Source organism: Bacillus swezeyi, from assembly GCF_001969815.1.
Lineage (GTDB): Bacteria > Bacillota > Bacilli > Bacillales > Bacillaceae > Bacillus > Bacillus swezeyi.
The window spans coordinates 1-17,567 of the sequence record NZ_MRBK01000006.1 but is presented as its reverse complement, the minus strand read 5'-3'; the positions used below and the strand labels follow the sequence as shown (position 1 = coordinate 17,567).

The following is a 17,567-nucleotide window of genomic DNA, read 5'->3' as shown; positions in this document are numbered from 1 at the left end:
TCTATCCAATTTTAAAAAGTGTAAATACGACCATGGCCACGAAAAAAATGGTCAAGTAATTTAATGAATATACAAACATGAGCGTTGCCCACTTCATGACATTTTTACTTCTGAAGCCGATAAGGCCGCAAATGAGCCAACCGATATTTAATACTGTGCCCAAAATCACGATCGGCAAGCCAAGTCCGCCAAGGAAAAACGGCAGCGGCATTAAGCAGGCAATCCAAATGATAATTTGTCTTTTCGTCACTTCAAAACCATGTATAACGGGCAGCATCGGGATGTTTGCGGCTCTGTAGTCCTCCGTTTTCTTAATCGCAAGCGCGAGAAAGTGAGGGATCTGCCAAATAAACATAATTAAAAACAGCACCCATGCCTCCACACCGATGGAGCCTTGGACAGCGGTCCACCCGATCAGAGGAGGAACAGCTCCCGATATGCTTCCGATAATCGTATTGATGGTATAGCGGCGCTTTGACCACATCGTATAAAGAAAAACATACGTAAAGACGCCGACAAACCCTACGACAGCAGCAGTCACCGTGGTCATAAGCAGCATGATAAAACCGAGTGCAATCAGCAAAATGCCAAACCACAGCGCCTGTGAAGGCTGGATTTTGCCAGTCACAGTCGGCCTTGTTTTCGTCCGCTGCATAAGCTGGTCAATATCGCGGTCATAATAGTTGTTGATGACGCATGACCCTGCGATAATCAGCGATGATCCAGCTAAAGTGAACAGCACGATATCCAGGTTTCCTAAAAAGCTCAGATTAGATAAATAAAAAGCGAGCCACATACCCGTAAAAGTTGTTATCAGGTTTGAGTAAACAATCCCGACTTTGATAAGGGCGAGGAAATCCTTCCATGCTGTCGTTTCTTCTATTTGTCCATTCATTGCTGTATCAGCTGTAATTCTGGATTCAGCCATAATATTAACCCCCCTTACTCAAACCTTCATCACGTCAAGAGAAGCGGTATATTCATAAAAAACCTACAACTCTATCATACAAGATTACCGGTTGGAAAAAAACAGCCTATTAAATATTAATCGACAAACCGGTTTATATTTGTGAACTTTTTATGACTTCCATTACAGATGAAGGAAAAATTGTGAACAAGGGCGAAAAACCACCGTCATTCAAATATAGTTCTATCAAACGAAACCAGAATAATCAAGTCTTCAAATCCAAGAAAAATGTGAACTCCTTCTATTGCATTTTTGTGAACAATCAGGATTATGAATTGCACCAGAACATCAATTCGCTTAAACTTGAAGGTGGATTATCATTTTTTTAGTCAGTTTGCATTAAAAGGAGAATTGAGTTTATATGAATAAAGCATTAAAAGGCTTGGGAATTATCACAACCATTGCCATGCTCTTCGTGCTGATCGGCGGAGCGCTCGTCACGAAGACAGGCTCGGGAATGGGCTGCGGCAGATCATGGCCGCTCTGCAATGGAAGCATATTCCCGGCTTTAACGTTGGAATCGATCATTGAATGGAGCCACAGGTTTGTCAGCGGAACTTCCGGGATTCTCGTGCTCGCCCTCGCCATTTGGTCCTGGAAAAAAATCGGCCATATTAGAGAAACGAAATTTCTCGCCATTATGTCGGTAATCTTTCTCATTCTTCAGGCCCTTTTGGGAGCCGCAGCCGTTGTGTTCGGGTCATCAGATTTAATCATGGCGCTGCATTTTGGTATTTCGCTTATTTCCTTCGCTTCAGTTCTGCTTCTGACGCTCCTGCTCTTTGAAGCTGACAGCCGGGAAAAAGCCGAAGCTTTTTATATAGGAAAAACCATGCAGTTTCATATAATAGGAACCATTATATACACATATATCGTTGTTTATACAGGTGCCTATGTCCGGCATACGACCTCAAGCCTTGCCTGCCTCGATTTTCCGATGTGCAGCACGGCGAACGGCTGGCTGCCGACGAAGTTTCATGAATGGGTGCAGATGGGCCACAGAGCAGCCGCATTCCTTCTTTTCGCCTGGATTATCATAGCTGTGATTCATGCTGCAAAACATTATAAAAACCAAAAACGGATTTATTGGGGCTGGATCATATCCCTGATTCTAATCATTCTTCAGGCAGCGTCAGGAGTGATGGTTGTCCTGAGCCGCCTGGACCTGGGATTCGCGCTTGCCCACGCATTCTTTATTTCTTGTTTGTTCGGGATTCTCTGCTACTTCCTGCTGCTGGTTGTCCGCTACCGCTGTCAAGCCAAAACACAAAAATAAACGCCAAAAGCCCCTGTATGGAAACAGGGGCTTTTTTTCATGCTAGAGAAAAGGCCGCCGACTAAAGCCGGCGGCACAGTTACTTAGATTTTTTTCATTTCAAGGAGAAGATCACCGGTTTGAATGGCTTCTCCGTTGGCAACATGAATGTTCTCAATCGTTCCTGAAAACGGAGCCTGGACAGTCGTTTCCATTTTCATCGCTTCGTTGATCATCAAATGATCGCCTTTATTGACTTTATCGCCTTTTCCAATGAGAAGCTTAATCACCGTTCCCGGCATGGAAGCCGCGATATGATTAGGGTTTGAACGGTCTGCTTTGACTTTTTGGTGAACAGACGATTTAATGCTCTCATCTTTAATGACCACTTCACGAGGCTGTCCATTCAGTTCAAAATAGACGATTCTGGTCGCATCAGGACGGGGTTCGCCGATTGAGACCAGTTTAACGATCAGCGTTTTTCCTCTTTCAATCTCGACTTCAATCTCTTCACCGAGCGTCATGCCGTAGAAAAAGGTCGGTGTATCCAGTACGGAAATATCCCCGTACAGCTCTGCCGTTTTGACATACTCTGTAAACACTTTTGGATATAGCGCATATGCGACAGCATCCTGATCCGTAAGCTCAGCATCATGCTTTTCTAAAAATTCAGCTTTCAAGTCAGCAAAAGAAACCGGTTCAAGCAGTTCTCCAGGACGGACGGTAATCGGCTCCTGCCCTTTCAAAATCAGCTTTTGCAGCTTCTCAGGGAGCCCGCCGTGAGGCTGTCCGAGATAACCTTTAAAAAGCTCGACGACTGAATCAGGGAAATCAAGGGATTCTCCTCTTTCAAAGATGTCTTTTTCAGTCAGCTTATTTTGCACCATGTAAAGCGCCATATCCCCTACCACTTTGGATGACGGTGTAACCTTTACAATATCTCCAAACAGATGGTTGACCCGGCTGTACATCTCTTTCACTTCATTCCAGCGGTCGCCGAGACCGACTCCTTTCGCCTGCTGCTGAAGATTGCTGTATTGGCCGCCAGGCATTTCATGCTTGTAAATTTCGGTATGAGGCGCGTTCATTCCGCTCTCAAACTCACTGTAGTATTTTCTGGCCGATTCCCAATATTGAGACAAAGATTCAACTGCATCAACATTCAGCCGCGGACGGCGTTTATCCCCTTCAAGCGCATGATAAAGCGAGCTTGCACTTGGCTGGGAAGTTAACCCCGCCATTGAACTTACCGCCACATCGACGATATCAACACCCGCTTCAATCGCCTTGGCATACATGTAAATGCCATTGCCGCTCGTATCATGTGTGTGCAGATGGATCGGTATGTCGATCGACTCTTTCAATGCGGACACCAGCTCATAAGCTGCCTGAGGCCGTAACAGACCTGCCATATCCTTAATGCCGAGAATGTGGGCTCCGGCCGCTTCAAGCTCCTTGGCCATCGAAGTATAGTACTCAAGATTATATTTCGTTCTGTTCGGATCAAGAATGTCGCCGGTATAACAGATCGCTGCTTCGGCGAGTTTTCCTGTGTCACGGACCGCATCAATCGCAAGCGTCATGCCTTTAACCCAGTTCAGGCTGTCAAAAATACGGAACACATCGATTCCGGCTTCCGCCGATTCACTGACGAACTTTTTAATCAGGTTGTCAGGGTAGTTTTTATATCCGACGGCATTTGACGACCTCAAAAGCATTTGGAACATCGTGTTCGGAATCTCTTTTCGCATTTCTTCAAGCCTTTTCCAAGGGTCCTCTTTTAAGAAACGGTATGCTACATCAAAGGTAGCCCCGCCCCACATTTCAAGGCTGAACAGTTCAGGCCAGACCGCCGCTGTCGGGTTGGCAATTTTCTTTAGGTCATGCGTGCGGATTCTTGTCGCGAGCAATGACTGATGGGCATCGCGGAACGTCGTATCGGTGAGAAGGACTTCTTGCTGGTCTTTCACCCACTTGACGAGTCCCTCTGCCCCCCGTTCATCAAGGATCTGTTTCGTACCGTCGGCAAGCGGCTGATCCACATTTGTTTTGATGATCTGCGGCTTGTCAAATTCCGGCTTCTTCTTCTTGTCGATTCCAGGGAATCCGTTCACCGTTACATTGCCGATATACGTCAGCATTTTTGTGCCGCGGTCTCTTTGTTTTGGAAACACAAAGAGCTCAGGCGTTGAATCAATAAAAGAAGTATCGTATTGTCCGGTCAGGAATTTTTCGTGCTTGGCGACATTTTCAAGGAAAGAAATGTTGGTTTTGATTCCTCTGACCCGGAATTCCTGAAGGTTTCGGACCATTTTGGCGGCCGCCTGTTCGAACGTCAGGGCCCATGTTGAAAGCTTTACGAGCAGAGAGTCATAATAAGGCGTAATCACGGCCCCCTGAAAACTGTTTCCCGTATCAAGGCGAACCCCGAATCCTCCTCCTGAGCGGTATGCCATAATCTTTCCTGTGTCAGGCATAAAGTTGTTTGACGGGTCCTCAGTTGTCACCCTTGACTGAATCGCGTATCCGTGCAGGGTAATGGCGTCTTGATTCGGGATGCTGACTTCAGCGCTTTTCAGGCTGAGTCCGCCGGCAATCATAATCTGCGTCTGAACGATATCGACGCCTGTCACCATTTCTGTAATGGTGTGCTCAACCTGAACGCGCGGATTAACTTCAATAAAGAAAAACTCATCGTTTGCGACTAAGAATTCGACTGTGCCCGCATTGACATAGTCGACGTTTTTCGCAAGTGCAACAGCTGCGTCGCAAATGTTTTCCCTGAGTGAATCGGAGAGGGAAACGCTCGGCGCCACTTCGATGACCTTTTGATGACGCCTTTGCACAGAACAATCCCGATCATAAAGGTGCACCACATTTCCTTCTTTGTCTCCGATCACTTGAACTTCAATATGCTTCGGCTTTTCAATCAGCTTTTCCACATAGACTTCATCATTTCCAAAAGCGGCTTTCGCTTCTGATTTTGCACGGTCATAAGATTCCTGGAGCTCAGACTCTTCTCTGACAATCCGCATGCCGCGGCCTCCGCCGCCAAGAGACGCTTTAATAATAAACGGATAGCCGTACTCTTTCGCAAAGCGCTTTACATCCCCTATATCGGCCACAGGCCCGTCGCTTCCCGGGATCACAGGGATTCCAGCTTTTTCAGCCTGTTCACGGGCTTTGACTTTGTCTCCGAACATATCCAAATGTTCTGAGGTCGGTCCTATAAAGATGATCCCTTCCTCTTCACATCGCTTGGCAAATTGGATGTTTTCAGATAGAAAGCCGTATCCGGGATGGATGGCGTCCACATGGTTGCGCTTGGCAATCTCAATGATCCCTTCAATATCGAGGTAAGCATCGATCGGCTTTTTCCCTTCGCCAACCAAATATGCTTCATCCGCTTTGTATCTGTGATATGATCCGCTGTCTTCTTTAGAATAGATGGCTACCGTACGGATATTCAGTTCTGTACAAGCGCGAAAAACGCGAATTGCGATTTCCCCTCTGTTTGCAACAAGAACTTTTTGTATAGACTGTTGTGACATGTCGTTCCCCCTCATCCGCTGTTTTAAGTATGTATCTATTCTAAATGAATCCAGCATGCCTGTACACGCTTAGTTTTTTAAAAATTTATACTTTTTTTATATTGATTTTCTTTGATTTTTGTAGTATTGACAGGCTGTTTTCGTTTGTACCGATCAAAATAATCATTAAACATGCTGATATTCACCAATATCCCCGCGCTTGCCATCAGCACGACGAGCGAAGAACCGCCATAGCTGATAAACGGGAGCGTAACCCCTGTCAAAGGAATCAAACCGGAGATGCCTCCTAAGTTTATGAACGACTGGATGGCGATCATGCTTGATATTCCGATTGCAAGCAGGCTGCCAAACGGATCATCGCATTTCCTGGCGATATAAAATCCTTTTAAAACGATGAAACCGAGCAGCAGCACGACAAACAAGACGCCAAAAATGCCAAGCTCTTCGGCGATGATCGCCATGATAAAGTCGGTATGCGTTTCAGGCAAGTATCCGTACTTTTGTACACTCTCTCCAAGCCCTAGGCCAAACAGTCCTCCCGAACCGATCGCAAGGTAGGAATTCACGACCTGAAATCCTGAACCTTTTGCGTCTTTGAAAGGGTTTTGATAGCTTTCAAAACGGTTCAGCCGCCCTTCCGTTAAGATGTTGTCCAAATTTAATAAAATCAGGGGACTGACAAGCAGAAGAACAATACCTGTCAAAAGGACGAGTTTAAGCAGCGTTTTCCCGCTGAATCCCGAGCACAGAATAATGCACAAAGCAATCAATCCGATAATGGAAGCCGTCCCGATATCGGGCTGAACGGCAACCAATGCGCAAATGAAGAGCGTGATGATCGCAGGGGGGGCGATTCCAGCTCCCAAGTTGTCAATATAGCTTTGTTTTTTGGCATAAACGGAAGAAAGATACAAGATAACGGTCAGCTTGGCAAACTCCCCCGGCTGGATGCCGTAGTTTGCGATTCTGAACCAACTTTGGGCGTTCCCGGCCACATGGCCGACAAGAAACAGCGCGAACAAGGCGAGAACAGAAACGAGCAGCAAAATCTTTTGAAATTTTTGATTGGCAAAAGCCTTATACGGAAAAAGCGCCATGAACAAAAAGATGATCATTCCGAGCGCCAAAAACATGAGCTGCCTGTCAAAAAAGAAGTCGCTCTCCTTTCCGTATCTTGTCACCGCTGTGATCATGCTTGAGCTGTATACCATGACGAGACCGAACCCGCACAGGAGAAATACAGCAAAAATTAATGAATAATCATAGGATTTGAGCATTCTTTTTAACATATTATCCTCTTCCTTACTTGCCTTCAAAATGTTTGTGATAGCTCCTTCGTTATTTTACTACAATTTCTTAAAAAGAACGAAGGATACCCTTTTATAAACTTCGATATTCTTCAGAAAGAAAGTCCGTCTTTCGGTGCACAATTGCAGTTCTGTTTTTTTATCGGCAAAGTATGTGTCTTCGTTTATTCGTCATAAACAATGTCCATTCCTCCATAAACGATGAAAAGGACGATTTCATTCTGGTGAACATAATAAAAAAAGCCTGTCGGCAGTCTGTTTTCACAGACATCATCGTCGACAAGCTGACTCAGACTAAAGTAGTTCTACTGAGTGATTCATTTATTTTTTTGTAAATGCATCATGCAATGCAGACAATTCACGCTCCAGCCTGTAAAGCAAATCTTTTCCCTCTTCTTCATCTACCAATCCAAGGCGGACAGCGAAGTCAATTTCTCTAGAGAGTCCGAACATTTGTGTATCTAAAACCTCTTCATAAAGAGGACATTGAGGCATCGTTAAGTTGTCCATTTGCACTTGAATCAGCTTCAAGATTTTATCAGCATCACGTTTTAACAAGGCAAGTGCTTTTTCACGATGGTCGACTATAATCTCAGACGCCAAAAGTATCCCTCCGTTCCCCAGGCGAGTACCTAATTCTTCTATTTATAATAAAGCCTATACTAAAAAAAAGCAAGCTATTTCTGCCCTTTCGCTGTATTTCATAAATGGCTTCTCCATTCCGCCGGCCTCTTAAAAAATGCTTAAACTGTAATTAGCAGATAAGAGCTCAAGCAGCCGGATTCCGGCAATGCTGTTTCCTTTTTCATCCAAAGCCGGACCGAATATTCCGATGCCAAAGCGGTATGGGGCCAGCCCCATAATCCCCCCCGAGACACCGCTTTTTGCAGGTATGCCGATTTTAATCGCAAATTCGCCGCTGGCATTGTACATGCCGCATGTGACCATAAACGTTTTGCAGATTCTGGCGATATCTTTCGAAATGATCTGCTCCCCTGTTTCGGGATGCTTGCCGTTCAAGGCAAAGACACAGCCGATTTTAGCCAGGTCAAGACTGTTCATTTCAATGGCGCATTGCTTTGTATAAACATCCATGACATCTTCGACTTTTGCCTGAAAGATACCATGCTCTTTCATATAATAGCACATCGCCCGATTGACCATCGAAGTTTTAAACTCGGATTCCGCGACCTTTTCACAAAAGGTGATGCCCGGGTTATTCGCAAGCGTTCTGACAAAATCGAGGAGCTTGGTGATTTTGTCAGATGTCGTCGTTCCTTTTATCATGCTTGTCACCACTAATGCGCCGGCGTTTATCATCGGATTCAGCGGCTTGCCCGGATTGACGGTTTCAAGTTTGATGATGGAGTTGAACGGATCACCTGTCGGCTCTTGTCCTACATAATGGAACACTTTTTCCGGGCCGTGGTCGATTAAAACAAGAGCGAGCGACAGTACCTTTGAAATACTTTGAAGCGTGAAGGCTTTTTCTACATCTCCCGCAGAAACACATGTCCCGTCCGTATAGTAGACCGCGACTGACAAATCATCTTCTGATAATTCGGCCAAAGCCGGTATGTAAGATGCGACCTTCCCTTCGCCGGTTACTTTTTTTGCTTCCGCGACAAAATATTCGAGCTCTTCATTATGCCGGCAGTTCACGTTTTTTCCCTCCATCCGAGCGTCTTTTCTCTTAGCTTTCCCTAAGAAAGCCGTTGTTATGAGAAGTGACAATTCGAAAGAAAGCGCTTATAATCGCTGTGAGGGAGTGGTAAAGAAATGGAGATAGTGACGATTACAGGGAAAGTAAAATATCCGATTACACTCGATCCAAGCGTATGGATTTTTGACGACCGAAAATTCGATCTCGATCAGTTTTTTTCAAGTCAAGGAGCCGATCATCATGAGGCCGAAGAGCTGGAGATTGACCGGGAGCGCTTAATCAGGGAGGGGGCTGTAGCGCCGCCGACACTGAAATCAGAGAAGAAATATGAAAAAGAAAAACTGCTTGATGGTACATTTGCGATCAGGCTTGAACCGTTTTTAAAAAACGCGGAGGTGTCTGAATCCGCTGTTCAGTGTCTCTTTAAAACAGAGCATGATGAGTTTTCAATCTCGATTGAAGAAGCTTGCCGGGCGATTCTCTGTTTCAGCAAAAAGGGGAAGCCTCTGACAGAAGACGGTCCTGTACATGTCTATTTTGAAGACGGTTCAAACCGCTCGAATCCGATTAAACATGTAAAAGAAATTCACATGATATAATCGGCCTGAAAACGGATGTTCACCGTTCAAACCTCAGGCAGGCTGAAAAACCTGGATGACCTCCAGGTTTTTTCTTTACAGCAAATCGGCTGCAAGCCTTGCAAGTCCTGAACGCTCCCCTTTTAAAAGCTTCACGTTTCCGGAAATCTTTTGTTCTTTAAAGCGCTCCACAACATAAGCCAAACCGTTATTCATCGCATCCAGATACGGATGGTCAATCTGTTCTGTATCCCCCATCAATACGATTTTGCTGCCTTCCCCGACTCGTGTAAGAAGCGTTTTAACCTCATGCTTGGTCAGGTTTTGGGCCTCATCAATGATAATGAATTGATCAGGAATGCTTCTGCCCCGAATATATGTGAGGGCTTCCACTTGAATGGAGCCCATTCCAGCTAAAATATCATCAAGCTCCCCGGGCTTTTTGGCATTAAACAAATATTCCAGGTTATCAAAAATCGGCTGCACCCAAGGACGAAGCTTTTCTTCTTTTTCCCCGGGAAGATAGCCGATATCCTTGCCGACAGGGACGATCGGTCTAGTGACGACCAGCTTTTTGAAATGACCCAAGTCCTCCGTCTGCAGCAGGCCCGCAGCCAAGGCAAGCAGTGTTTTCCCGGTGCCGGCTTTTCCGATCAACGTTACAAGCGGAATGTCTTGTCTTAAAAGAAGTTCCAGCGCCATCGTCTGCTGTACATTTCTCGAACGGATGCCCCAAACCTGTTCCTGATCGAAAATCAGCTTTTTGACGGCTTTTCCACGTTGATCAACGATTCCGATCGCAGAGGATGAACTGCCGAGCGCATCCTTCATGACGATAAACTGGTTCGGACAAAGCGGTTCACTGCTGATCCCGTCAAGCGGCAAATAGTGGTTCTCATAAAATGAATTCATCTGATCGGTTTGGATGTACATTTCGGTAAATCCGCTGTATATATCATCATTGTCAACAACCCTGTCATGCAAAAAATCCTCGGACATCAAGCCGATGGCATCGGCTTTAACGCGGATCAGCATATCTTTGCTGACGAGTATGACGGGACGCCCGCCTTCTTTTGTTTCTTCTTCAAGGCTCAGGTTTTTCGCCACTGCTAATATGCGGTTGTCGTTTGTTTTTTCTATAAAAATATCCTGAAGCTGCTGAAAGGAGCGGTGGTTGAGTTCGATTCTGATACTCCCCCCATTGTGAAGGGGCACGTTTTCATACAGTCTTCCTTTTAAGCGCAAATCATCTATCAGTTTAGATACGCGTCTTGCATTCCTCCCAATTTCATCCATGTAACGTTTCTTTGAATCGACTTCCTCCAATACGACAGCCGGAATGACAACCTCATTATCTTCGAAAGAAAAGATTGAATTCGGATCCTGCAATAGCACATTCGTATCTAGCACATAAATTTTACTCAATCTTTCGCCTCCTGATCAGGATTTTTAGCCTTTTATTCTTAAGCGGGTTAAAAGCTGATGGAGCGCCCGCTAAAATATATGTTTTTGTGAATAAAGATAGAAGGTTAATTCAACAATAAAAATATTGAAAGCATTTTTAAGGAGGCAAGCTCAAGTGCGAATCATTTTTTTGATCTTCATTCAAACCGCTATTCTGCTTTCAGCCTGCGGCATTCAAAACAATGCCCAAAACGAAGCAAATGAACTGCCGGGCAACAGGCCGATTCATGTGAAAAATACCGCTCAAGAGCCAGTAAACAGAGAAGACGGGCAGGCCATATCAAGGCGTCTTGTCAAAATAACCGAAAACGTTCCCGGTGTAAATGACGCTACCGCCATTGTCCTCGGGAGGCTTGCCGTCGTTGGAATTGATGTAAAAGATAATTTGGAACGCAGTAAAGTCGAATCGATTAAATATTCGGTCGCAGAAGCCCTGCAAGATGATCCTTACGGTGCAAACGCGGCCGTCGTAGCAGATCCCGACACCGTTAACCGCCTCAGGGCAATGGGAAGAGAAATTCAGGCAGGACGACCTGTTAAAGGCATCCTTGATGAACTGGCAGCGATTGTTGGACGCGTTCTTCCAGAAGTGCCGAATGATGCGACAGACGACCAAAAAACAAATCCGACCAAGTCAAACAATGACCAGCTGAATGACAACAGGCAAAAACAGCTTGAAAAACAGCAGAATGATCAATCAAATAAGCATATGAAAAACAGACAATAACGGCAAAAAAGCTTGTGCCTTTACCTTTCTTGACGGCATGAGCTTTTTCCTTTTTTCTGCTGAAAATTTATTTGCCGCCTTCATTAGTGATATAATGAAGCATAAGCGAGGTGAAAAAAGTGAGGGTAAAGTGTTCATTATGCGACAAAATCGACAAAATCGATGATGACACACAAATTGCCAAACGGCTTCGAAATCGGCCTATACATACCTATTTGTGTGATGAATGCCACGAACGAATCAAACGAAAAACAGAGAACCGGATAAAAACCGGCCGCTTTAAATTATATCCGCACAGAAAAGAAAAAGAGCAGGTAAAGTCATAAAAAAGACATGGACGAGCGTTCATGTCTTTTTTTATACTTTTTTGTTACGAACGAAACAAAATAAATCAAAATGGTTGATAAACATTTTGATTTGTATTATTTTTAAATTGTTTCTATCGTAACAAAAAAGGAGTGATTGATATGGATTTTGATGTATTCATTGTAGGAGGAGGCCCCGTCGGTTTGATGACAGCTTCCGAACTGGCGCTGGCCGGAGTCCGCACATGTATCATTGAACGGCGTCATACGCCTTCCCACTATTCAAAAGCGCTGACTCTTCACCCGCGTTCAATCGAAATATTGGAAATGAGGGGCCTCGCTGAACGATTCAAGGAAAAAGGCAGGCCGCTTCCCGCCGGTCACTTTGCAGGGCTTAACCAGGCTTTGGATTTCTCTGTGCTCGATACACGGGCAAATTATACACTGTTTATCCCTCAAACTGAGACTGAGAAAGTGCTTGAAGAACACGTGCAACATCTCGGTGTTTGCATTCTTCGCGGTCATGAGGTATTGGCTGTCCGTCAACGTGAAGAAAGTGCTGAGCTTGTCGTCCAAGGCCCTGATGGTCTGTCGTTTTTAACGGCGTCATATATCGTCGGCGCAGACGGAGCGGGAAGCACCGTCCGTAAACAGGCGGAGATCGCTTTTTTCGGAACGGATGCAAGCGTGACCGCCAAACTCGGGGATGTCGCGCTGGAAAATCCGCCGAAATCTCACTTTCATACATGCATCAATCAGGAAGGCGCCGTCGTCATCGTACCTTTGTCACCCGGCATCTACCGCGTGATCAGCATGGCATCGCACAAGCCCCAGCCATTGCTGCATGAACCTGTCACATTGGAAGAATTAAAAAAGGATATCACCAGCATCTGCGGGACCGATTTCGGTATCAATCATCCTGTTTGGATGTCCCGTTTTGGAAATGCCAGCCGGCTGGCGGAATGTTATCGCTCAGGAAGATTATTCTTGGCGGGAGATGCCGCACACATTCATTTCCCAGCTGGAGGACAAGGTCTGAACGTAGGCCTCCAAGACGCGATGAATCTCGGCTGGAAGCTTGCCGCCGTCATCAACGGACGGTCTTCCGACTGGCTTCTTGACACCTACCACACGGAAAGGCATCCCGTTGGAGCAGAGCTTCTCCGCAATACGCAAATTCAAACAAAACTGTTTGATTTTACACGAGAAGGGCTTTACCTCCGCGACTTATTGTCCAGCCTCCTGACTTTCCCAGATGTGAACCGATATCTCGCAGAACAAATTACGGCTCTCAGCGTAGATTATGAAGCTGATGAAAAGATGCCCGAACATCACCTAAACGGAAAGCGGCTTCCCGATTTTGAACTTACGCTTGCTGGCGGCAATACCAAACACCTTTACTCATTCCTTCATAAAGGAAGCTTTTTATATGTGACGTTTGGAGAAGAGCAAATCAAACTTCCAGATCTTCCTCACGTCCGAATCATCAGAGCAAAAGCGATTGATGACCGGCCGGAATGGGATGATGTTAAAGCAGCCTTGATCCGTCCCGACGGTCATGTTGCCTGGGCAGTCAGCCGCTCTCAAGCAGAGTCTGAACAATGGATTGCAGACGGAATTCGGCGCTGGTGCGGAAATGTTCACATTCAGTCAGCATAGCCACTTTGTTTCACGCGCAACAAAATGATATAATCATAGCAGAAAATGGACCAAAGGAGCCGGCTTTCTGCATGGAATATTTAACACACGCCAAGCAAGAGATTTTTGACATGTATATCAAGCTTATCCATCAGCAGGAACAACAAGAAAGTCTCATGAAAGAAAGAATTACTGAAGAGATCGAACAGATGGAGCGCGAATTGGGATCCGAGCTGAAATTAAACATGTCTGACATTCATACGATCTCCTGCATTGGTGACAATGAACCCATCAATGTCACGTCGATTGCCGAGAAAATGGAATTTTCGAAGGCGACTATATCAAGAATCAGCACAAAGCTGATCAAAAAAGACCTTATAATCAAAACACAGCTCAGCGACAATAAAAAAGAAATTTACTTTCGCTTAAGTCAAAAAGGAAGACAAGTGCATATCATCCACCAGCGGGAGCACGAGAAAATTGAGGGCCGCTTCAAACGCTTTTTAAGCCGCTACTCATCAGAGGAAATCCTTTTTGCCAGAAGACTGTTCCACGATTTATTAGCAACTGATTTTTTGGCGGAAGACATCAAAAAGACATAGCCCTTGGCTATGTCTTTTTTAAGGGTTTGTCCCTGTTTCCTGTTCCTTCTTAGAACGATGTAAACGGACTTTGTAAATCGAAAGGATCAGGACGGCTACGATCAGCCCTTCCCCAACCGGCAGAAAAACGCCGAAAAAGGTTAAGAACGTGCAGCCTAAAGCGAGAAAAAAATAGATGATTGCCGTTTTGAACAGCGGCAGCCGTTTGGCAAACCCCAATTTAAAGACGACGGCAGACAGGACGAAGATGGTGGCATAGAGCCACCACATCCCCGCTTCAGGATTTTGATCCACTTTATAAAGAGCGGCAAAAAATGAGAGCCGTTCACTTACATCAGTCAAAAAGATTCCCCTCCCCTTTGCTTAGTTGGGTTGCTCTTTTTTTAGGTTCTGCAAACTTTACGACAATCCTGCCAGCTTCTTCTTTTTCGCTGCTTTTTCCCGTTCGTTTTTATCAAGAATTTTCTTTCTTAATCTGATGGACTCAGGTGTTACTTCGCAATATTCATCTTCATTCAAGTATTCAAGCGATTCTTCAAGCGACATGATGCGCGGTTTTTTCATGCTGACTGTTTGATCTTTTGTAGCTGAACGCACGTTTGTCTGCTGCTTCATTTTGTTAATGTTGACGACAAGGTCGTTTTCACGATTATGTTCGCCGACGATCATGCCTTCATACACTTCTGTCCCAGGCTCAACAAAAATGACGCCGCGCTCTTCAACGCCTTGAATACCGTAAGCTGAAGCTTTCCCTGTATCCATTGAGACGAGGACCCCTTGACGGCGGCCTCCGACTTGGCCTGGCTCGATCGGCTGATAGCTGTCAAACGAATGATTTAAAATCCCAAAACCGCGTGTAAGAGAAAGAAACTCGGTTGAATAGCCGATTAAACCGCGTGAAGGAACATTGAAAATCAGGCGGACCTGACCGTTTCCGCTGTTGATCATGTCGATCATTTCGCCTTTGCGGGCGCCCATTGATTCCATAACAGAGCCTGTGTTTTCTTCAGGCACGTCAATTTGAACGCGCTCAACAGGTTCACAGCGTACGCCGTCAATTTCCTTTACGATGACCTCAGGTTTTGACACTTGCAATTCATAGCCTTCACGGCGCATGTTTTCGATTAAAATAGACAAATGAAGCTCACCGCGTCCAGAGACGACCCAGGCATCCGGTGAAGGTGTCGGATCGACCCGGAGGCTAACATCTGTTTGCAGCTGCTGTTCAAGACGCTCTTCGATCTTTCTTGCCGTCACATATTTGCCTTCGCGGCCTGCGAAAGGACTGTTGTTGACGGCAAAAGTCATTTGAAGTGTCGGCTCATCAATGCGAAGCACAGGGAGTGCTTCTTGATGATCGATCGGACAGACGGTTTCACCGACGTTGATGTCTTCCATTCCTGATACCGCGACAAGGTCACCGGCTTTTGCTTCTTCAATCTCAACCCTTTTCAATCCTTGGAAGCCAAAGATTTTTGTTACGCGGAACGGCTTAGCAGAACCGTCAAGCTTCATTAAAGCAACCTGCTGCCCGACCTTCATCGTACCCCTGAATACGCGTCCGATCCCGATACGGCCGACATAATCATTGTAGTCAAGCAGTGCCACCTGGAACTGCAGCGGCTCCTCATGGTTGTCGACAGGACTCGGAATATGGCCGACAATCGCTTCAAATAGAGCTTCCATATTTTCATCCTGCTTTTTTGGATCTGCTGATGCGGTGCCGTTGATCGCCGAAGCATACACAACAGGGAATTCAAGCTGCTCTTCATTTGCATCAAGCTCAATGAAAAGATCAAGCACTTCATCAATAACCTCTTCAGGCCGGGCAAAATCACGGTCGATCTTATTCACTACCACGATCGGCGTCAAGTTTTGCTCAAGCGCTTTTTTCAGCACAAAGCGGGTCTGAGGCATGCAGCCTTCATAAGCGTCAACGACAAGCAAAACGCCGTCAACCATTTTCATGATCCGTTCTACTTCTCCGCCAAAGTCTGCGTGTCCAGGAGTATCCAAAATATTAATACGTGTTTCTTTATAATTAATCGCTGTATTTTTCGCCAAAATCGTAATGCCGCGCTCTCTTTCCAAATCATTGGAATCCATGGCGCGCTCAGCCACATTTTCATTCGCACGGAATGTACCGGCCTGGTGAAGAAGCTGGTCTACAAGCGTCGTTTTTCCGTGGTCAACGTGGGCGATAATAGCGATATTGCGTAGGTCTTCTCGAAGTTTCACGTTTTCATCTCCTAAAAATTTAGATAACTTTCATATTATAACCGAGGATTGAAGTTATTTCAATTTGTTTCAATATTCCATCCGGCTGACCCCTTTATATTCAGGCCGTTTTTCTGTAAACTAACAGTAGACTGAAAAAGGGGATGTAAAACAGAATGAAACAAATCAAATGGATTTTCTTACTGCTCGCTTTGGCCGCTGTCATCAGCATTATGATGATCGGGGTTGCAATCGCTGAGAAAAGCATGATCGGCGTCATGATCGCCATTGCGATTCTTATCGTCATTATGGGAACTGGTTTTACCTTCAAAAAAAGAATGCGGGAAAAAGGCATACTTGAGTAAGCGCAAAGCTCCTTTACGGCTAAAGGGGCTTTTTTCTTGGACGAAAAGCCTCCCTCATTTTACATTTTATAAAAAAACCCCGCCGTTAGATTGTTCTTAATAAAGAAAATCAAAGTACACATCATACAACGATTTTTATTTAAAGTTTATATTTCCAATTTTCAGAAGGATGATTAAATTCTTTTAAAAGAACAAACGGAAGCCTGATTCAGCTTTTTTTCCAGCTGTCCGGCAATCACTATCGGACTATGGTAAAACTCTTCCTTTTCCCTATTTTTTCTCAATTTTCCTCTCGTTATAATAAAACTGCTACAAAAAATTGCAGGAAGGAGAAAAAGCATGACAAAGATTGTAAAACACATTGTAAGGTTAGTCGTTCTAACTGCCGCTGCACTGCTTCTCGTATTCAGCACGGCTTTTTCAAACTCCGCTAAAGCCGCCGGGGAGAACAAGGATGCGGCATACAAAATCGAAGCTGGAGCAAATGAAGGTGCAACTAGAATTTTCGGAATTGTCATTCAATCCATCATTGTGGAAGATGGAGAATATCAGTTTGACAGTGAAAAAGCGCAGCAGCTGGGGCTGACCAAAACGGAGGCTGCAGCCGTTCAGAAGATTTGGGACCTGCTTTCTGAAAAGCTTGAAATCCTCTCTCAATCTTTCTATGTGAAAGACGGGGAACTGATCTTTGACAGCGAAAAAGCCCAAGAATTAGGATTGTCCGAAGAAGAAGCGGCTGCTGTCGAACAAGTTTGGGATTCCGTTTCCAAGGTCATCACCGCCTTGTCCGTCTCTATTTATGAAGAAGACGGAGAGTACGGATTTGATGCCGATCTTGCCATAGAAGCGGGCCTTGCTGAAGAAGAAGCAAAAGTGCTTGACACGTTCTTCGGCTCGCTGACGCAGGAGCAGCTAAAGTCCATTTATG

Annotated in this window: 16 protein-coding genes; 8 read left to right on the top strand and 8 right to left on the bottom strand. The window is 45.2% G+C overall.

What is annotated here, in order from left to right:
• Window position 1: 1 nt before the first annotated feature.
• Window positions 2-928, bottom strand: a complete 927-nt coding sequence (cyoE, locus tag BTA30_RS06180; protein ID WP_076760395.1) for a heme o synthase — start codon at window positions 926-928, stop codon at window positions 2-4.
• Between the two features lie 400 nt (window positions 929-1,328).
• Between cyoE and BTA30_RS06170 the strand changes: the two genes are divergently transcribed.
• Window positions 1,329-2,243, top strand: a complete 915-nt coding sequence (locus BTA30_RS06170) for a COX15/CtaA family protein (RefSeq protein ID WP_076760393.1) — start codon at window positions 1,329-1,331, stop codon at window positions 2,241-2,243.
• 83 nt (window positions 2,244-2,326) lie between these two features.
• Here BTA30_RS06170 and pyc read toward each other — a convergent pair whose 3' ends face one another.
• The 4 genes from pyc to glsA form a co-directional block, all read right to left on the bottom strand.
• The gene (gene pyc / locus BTA30_RS06165) at window positions 2,327-5,773 is read right to left on the bottom strand and encodes a pyruvate carboxylase (RefSeq protein ID WP_076760392.1); all 3,447 of its coding nucleotides are present in this window, start codon (window positions 5,771-5,773) and stop codon (window positions 2,327-2,329) included.
• Window positions 5,774-5,850: 77 nt separating this feature from the next.
• Window positions 5,851-7,062, bottom strand: a complete 1,212-nt coding sequence (locus tag BTA30_RS06160; protein WP_076760391.1) for an FtsW/RodA/SpoVE family cell cycle protein — start codon at window positions 7,060-7,062, stop codon at window positions 5,851-5,853.
• 339 nt (window positions 7,063-7,401) lie between these two features.
• Window positions 7,402-7,683, bottom strand: coding sequence for an Fpa/YlaN family protein (locus tag BTA30_RS06155; RefSeq protein ID WP_076760390.1), 282 nt, complete (start codon window positions 7,681-7,683; stop codon window positions 7,402-7,404).
• Window positions 7,684-7,812: 129 nt separating this feature from the next.
• Window positions 7,813-8,742 carry a glutaminase A gene (glsA, locus tag BTA30_RS06150; RefSeq protein ID WP_076760389.1) on the bottom strand — a complete coding sequence of 310 codons (930 nt, stop codon included), beginning with the start codon at window positions 8,740-8,742 and terminating at the stop codon, window positions 7,813-7,815.
• Window positions 8,743-8,859: 117 nt separating this feature from the next.
• Between glsA and BTA30_RS06145 the strand changes: the two genes are divergently transcribed.
• A complete protein-coding gene (locus BTA30_RS06145; protein ID WP_076760388.1) occupies window positions 8,860-9,342 on the top strand; it encodes a hypothetical protein in 483 nt (160 codons plus the stop codon).
• A gap of 75 nt (window positions 9,343-9,417) precedes the next feature.
• On the opposite strand, the gene BTA30_RS06140 is transcribed toward BTA30_RS06145, so the two are convergent.
• Window positions 9,418-10,746 carry a PhoH family protein gene (locus tag BTA30_RS06140; RefSeq protein ID WP_076760387.1) on the bottom strand — a complete coding sequence of 443 codons (1,329 nt, stop codon included), beginning with the start codon at window positions 10,744-10,746 and terminating at the stop codon, window positions 9,418-9,420.
• A 154-nt stretch (window positions 10,747-10,900) separates the two neighbouring features.
• Between BTA30_RS06140 and BTA30_RS06135 the strand changes: the two genes are divergently transcribed.
• The 4 genes from BTA30_RS06135 to BTA30_RS06120 all read left to right on the top strand — a co-directional run bounded on the left by BTA30_RS06135 (window position 10,901) and on the right by BTA30_RS06120 (window position 14,057).
• Entirely contained in the window at window positions 10,901-11,512 is a 612-nt protein-coding gene (locus BTA30_RS06135; RefSeq protein ID WP_076760386.1) for a YhcN/YlaJ family sporulation lipoprotein, read from the top strand.
• A 119-nt stretch (window positions 11,513-11,631) separates the two neighbouring features.
• On the top strand, window positions 11,632-11,838 hold the full coding sequence (locus BTA30_RS06130) for a YlaI family protein (protein ID WP_076760385.1): 207 nt from the start codon (window positions 11,632-11,634) through the stop codon (window positions 11,836-11,838).
• A 141-nt stretch (window positions 11,839-11,979) separates the two neighbouring features.
• Window positions 11,980-13,476 (top strand): monooxygenase, encoded by a 1,497-nt coding sequence (locus BTA30_RS06125; protein ID WP_076760384.1) that lies wholly within the window; start codon window positions 11,980-11,982, stop codon window positions 13,474-13,476.
• A 71-nt stretch (window positions 13,477-13,547) separates the two neighbouring features.
• Complete coding sequence (locus BTA30_RS06120) at window positions 13,548-14,057, top strand: MarR family transcriptional regulator (protein WP_076760383.1); 510 nt, start codon at window positions 13,548-13,550, stop codon at window positions 14,055-14,057.
• 18 nt (window positions 14,058-14,075) lie between these two features.
• On the opposite strand, the gene BTA30_RS06115 is transcribed toward BTA30_RS06120, so the two are convergent.
• Window positions 14,076-14,399, bottom strand: a complete 324-nt coding sequence (locus BTA30_RS06115) for a YlaH-like family protein (protein ID WP_076760382.1) — start codon at window positions 14,397-14,399, stop codon at window positions 14,076-14,078.
• Window positions 14,400-14,456: 57 nt separating this feature from the next.
• Complete coding sequence (gene typA / locus BTA30_RS06110) at window positions 14,457-16,295, bottom strand: translational GTPase TypA (RefSeq protein ID WP_076760381.1); 1,839 nt, start codon at window positions 16,293-16,295, stop codon at window positions 14,457-14,459.
• 155 nt (window positions 16,296-16,450) lie between these two features.
• Between typA and BTA30_RS06105 the strand changes: the two genes are divergently transcribed.
• Together BTA30_RS06105 and BTA30_RS06100 are read left to right on the top strand one after the other, a co-directional pair.
• A complete protein-coding gene (locus BTA30_RS06105) occupies window positions 16,451-16,639 on the top strand; it encodes a YlaF family protein (RefSeq protein WP_076760380.1) in 189 nt (62 codons plus the stop codon).
• A 339-nt stretch (window positions 16,640-16,978) separates the two neighbouring features.
• Window positions 16,979-17,567, top strand: a 589-nt coding sequence (locus BTA30_RS06100) for a hypothetical protein (RefSeq protein ID WP_076760379.1), incomplete at its 3' end; no start/stop codon positions are given.

Bases quoted from the DNA above. Each gene is read 5' to 3' on its own strand.
- cyoE (WP_076760395.1), bottom strand. From the start codon at position 928: ATGGCTGAATCCAGAATTACAGCTGATACAGCAATGAATGGACAAATA.
- BTA30_RS06170 (WP_076760393.1), top strand. From the start codon at position 1,329: ATGAATAAAGCATTAAAAGGCTTGGGAATTATCACAACCATTGCCATG.
- pyc (WP_076760392.1), bottom strand. From the start codon at position 5,773: ATGTCACAACAGTCTATACAAAAAGTTCTTGTTGCAAACAGAGGGGAA.
- BTA30_RS06160 (WP_076760391.1), bottom strand. From the start codon at position 7,062: ATGTTAAAAAGAATGCTCAAATCCTATGATTATTCATTAATTTTTGCT.
- BTA30_RS06145 (WP_076760388.1), top strand. From the start codon at position 8,860: ATGGAGATAGTGACGATTACAGGGAAAGTAAAATATCCGATTACACTC.
- BTA30_RS06125 (WP_076760384.1), top strand. From the start codon at position 11,980: ATGGATTTTGATGTATTCATTGTAGGAGGAGGCCCCGTCGGTTTGATG.
- BTA30_RS06120 (WP_076760383.1), top strand. From the start codon at position 13,548: ATGGAATATTTAACACACGCCAAGCAAGAGATTTTTGACATGTATATC.
- BTA30_RS06105 (WP_076760380.1), top strand. From the start codon at position 16,451: ATGAAACAAATCAAATGGATTTTCTTACTGCTCGCTTTGGCCGCTGTC.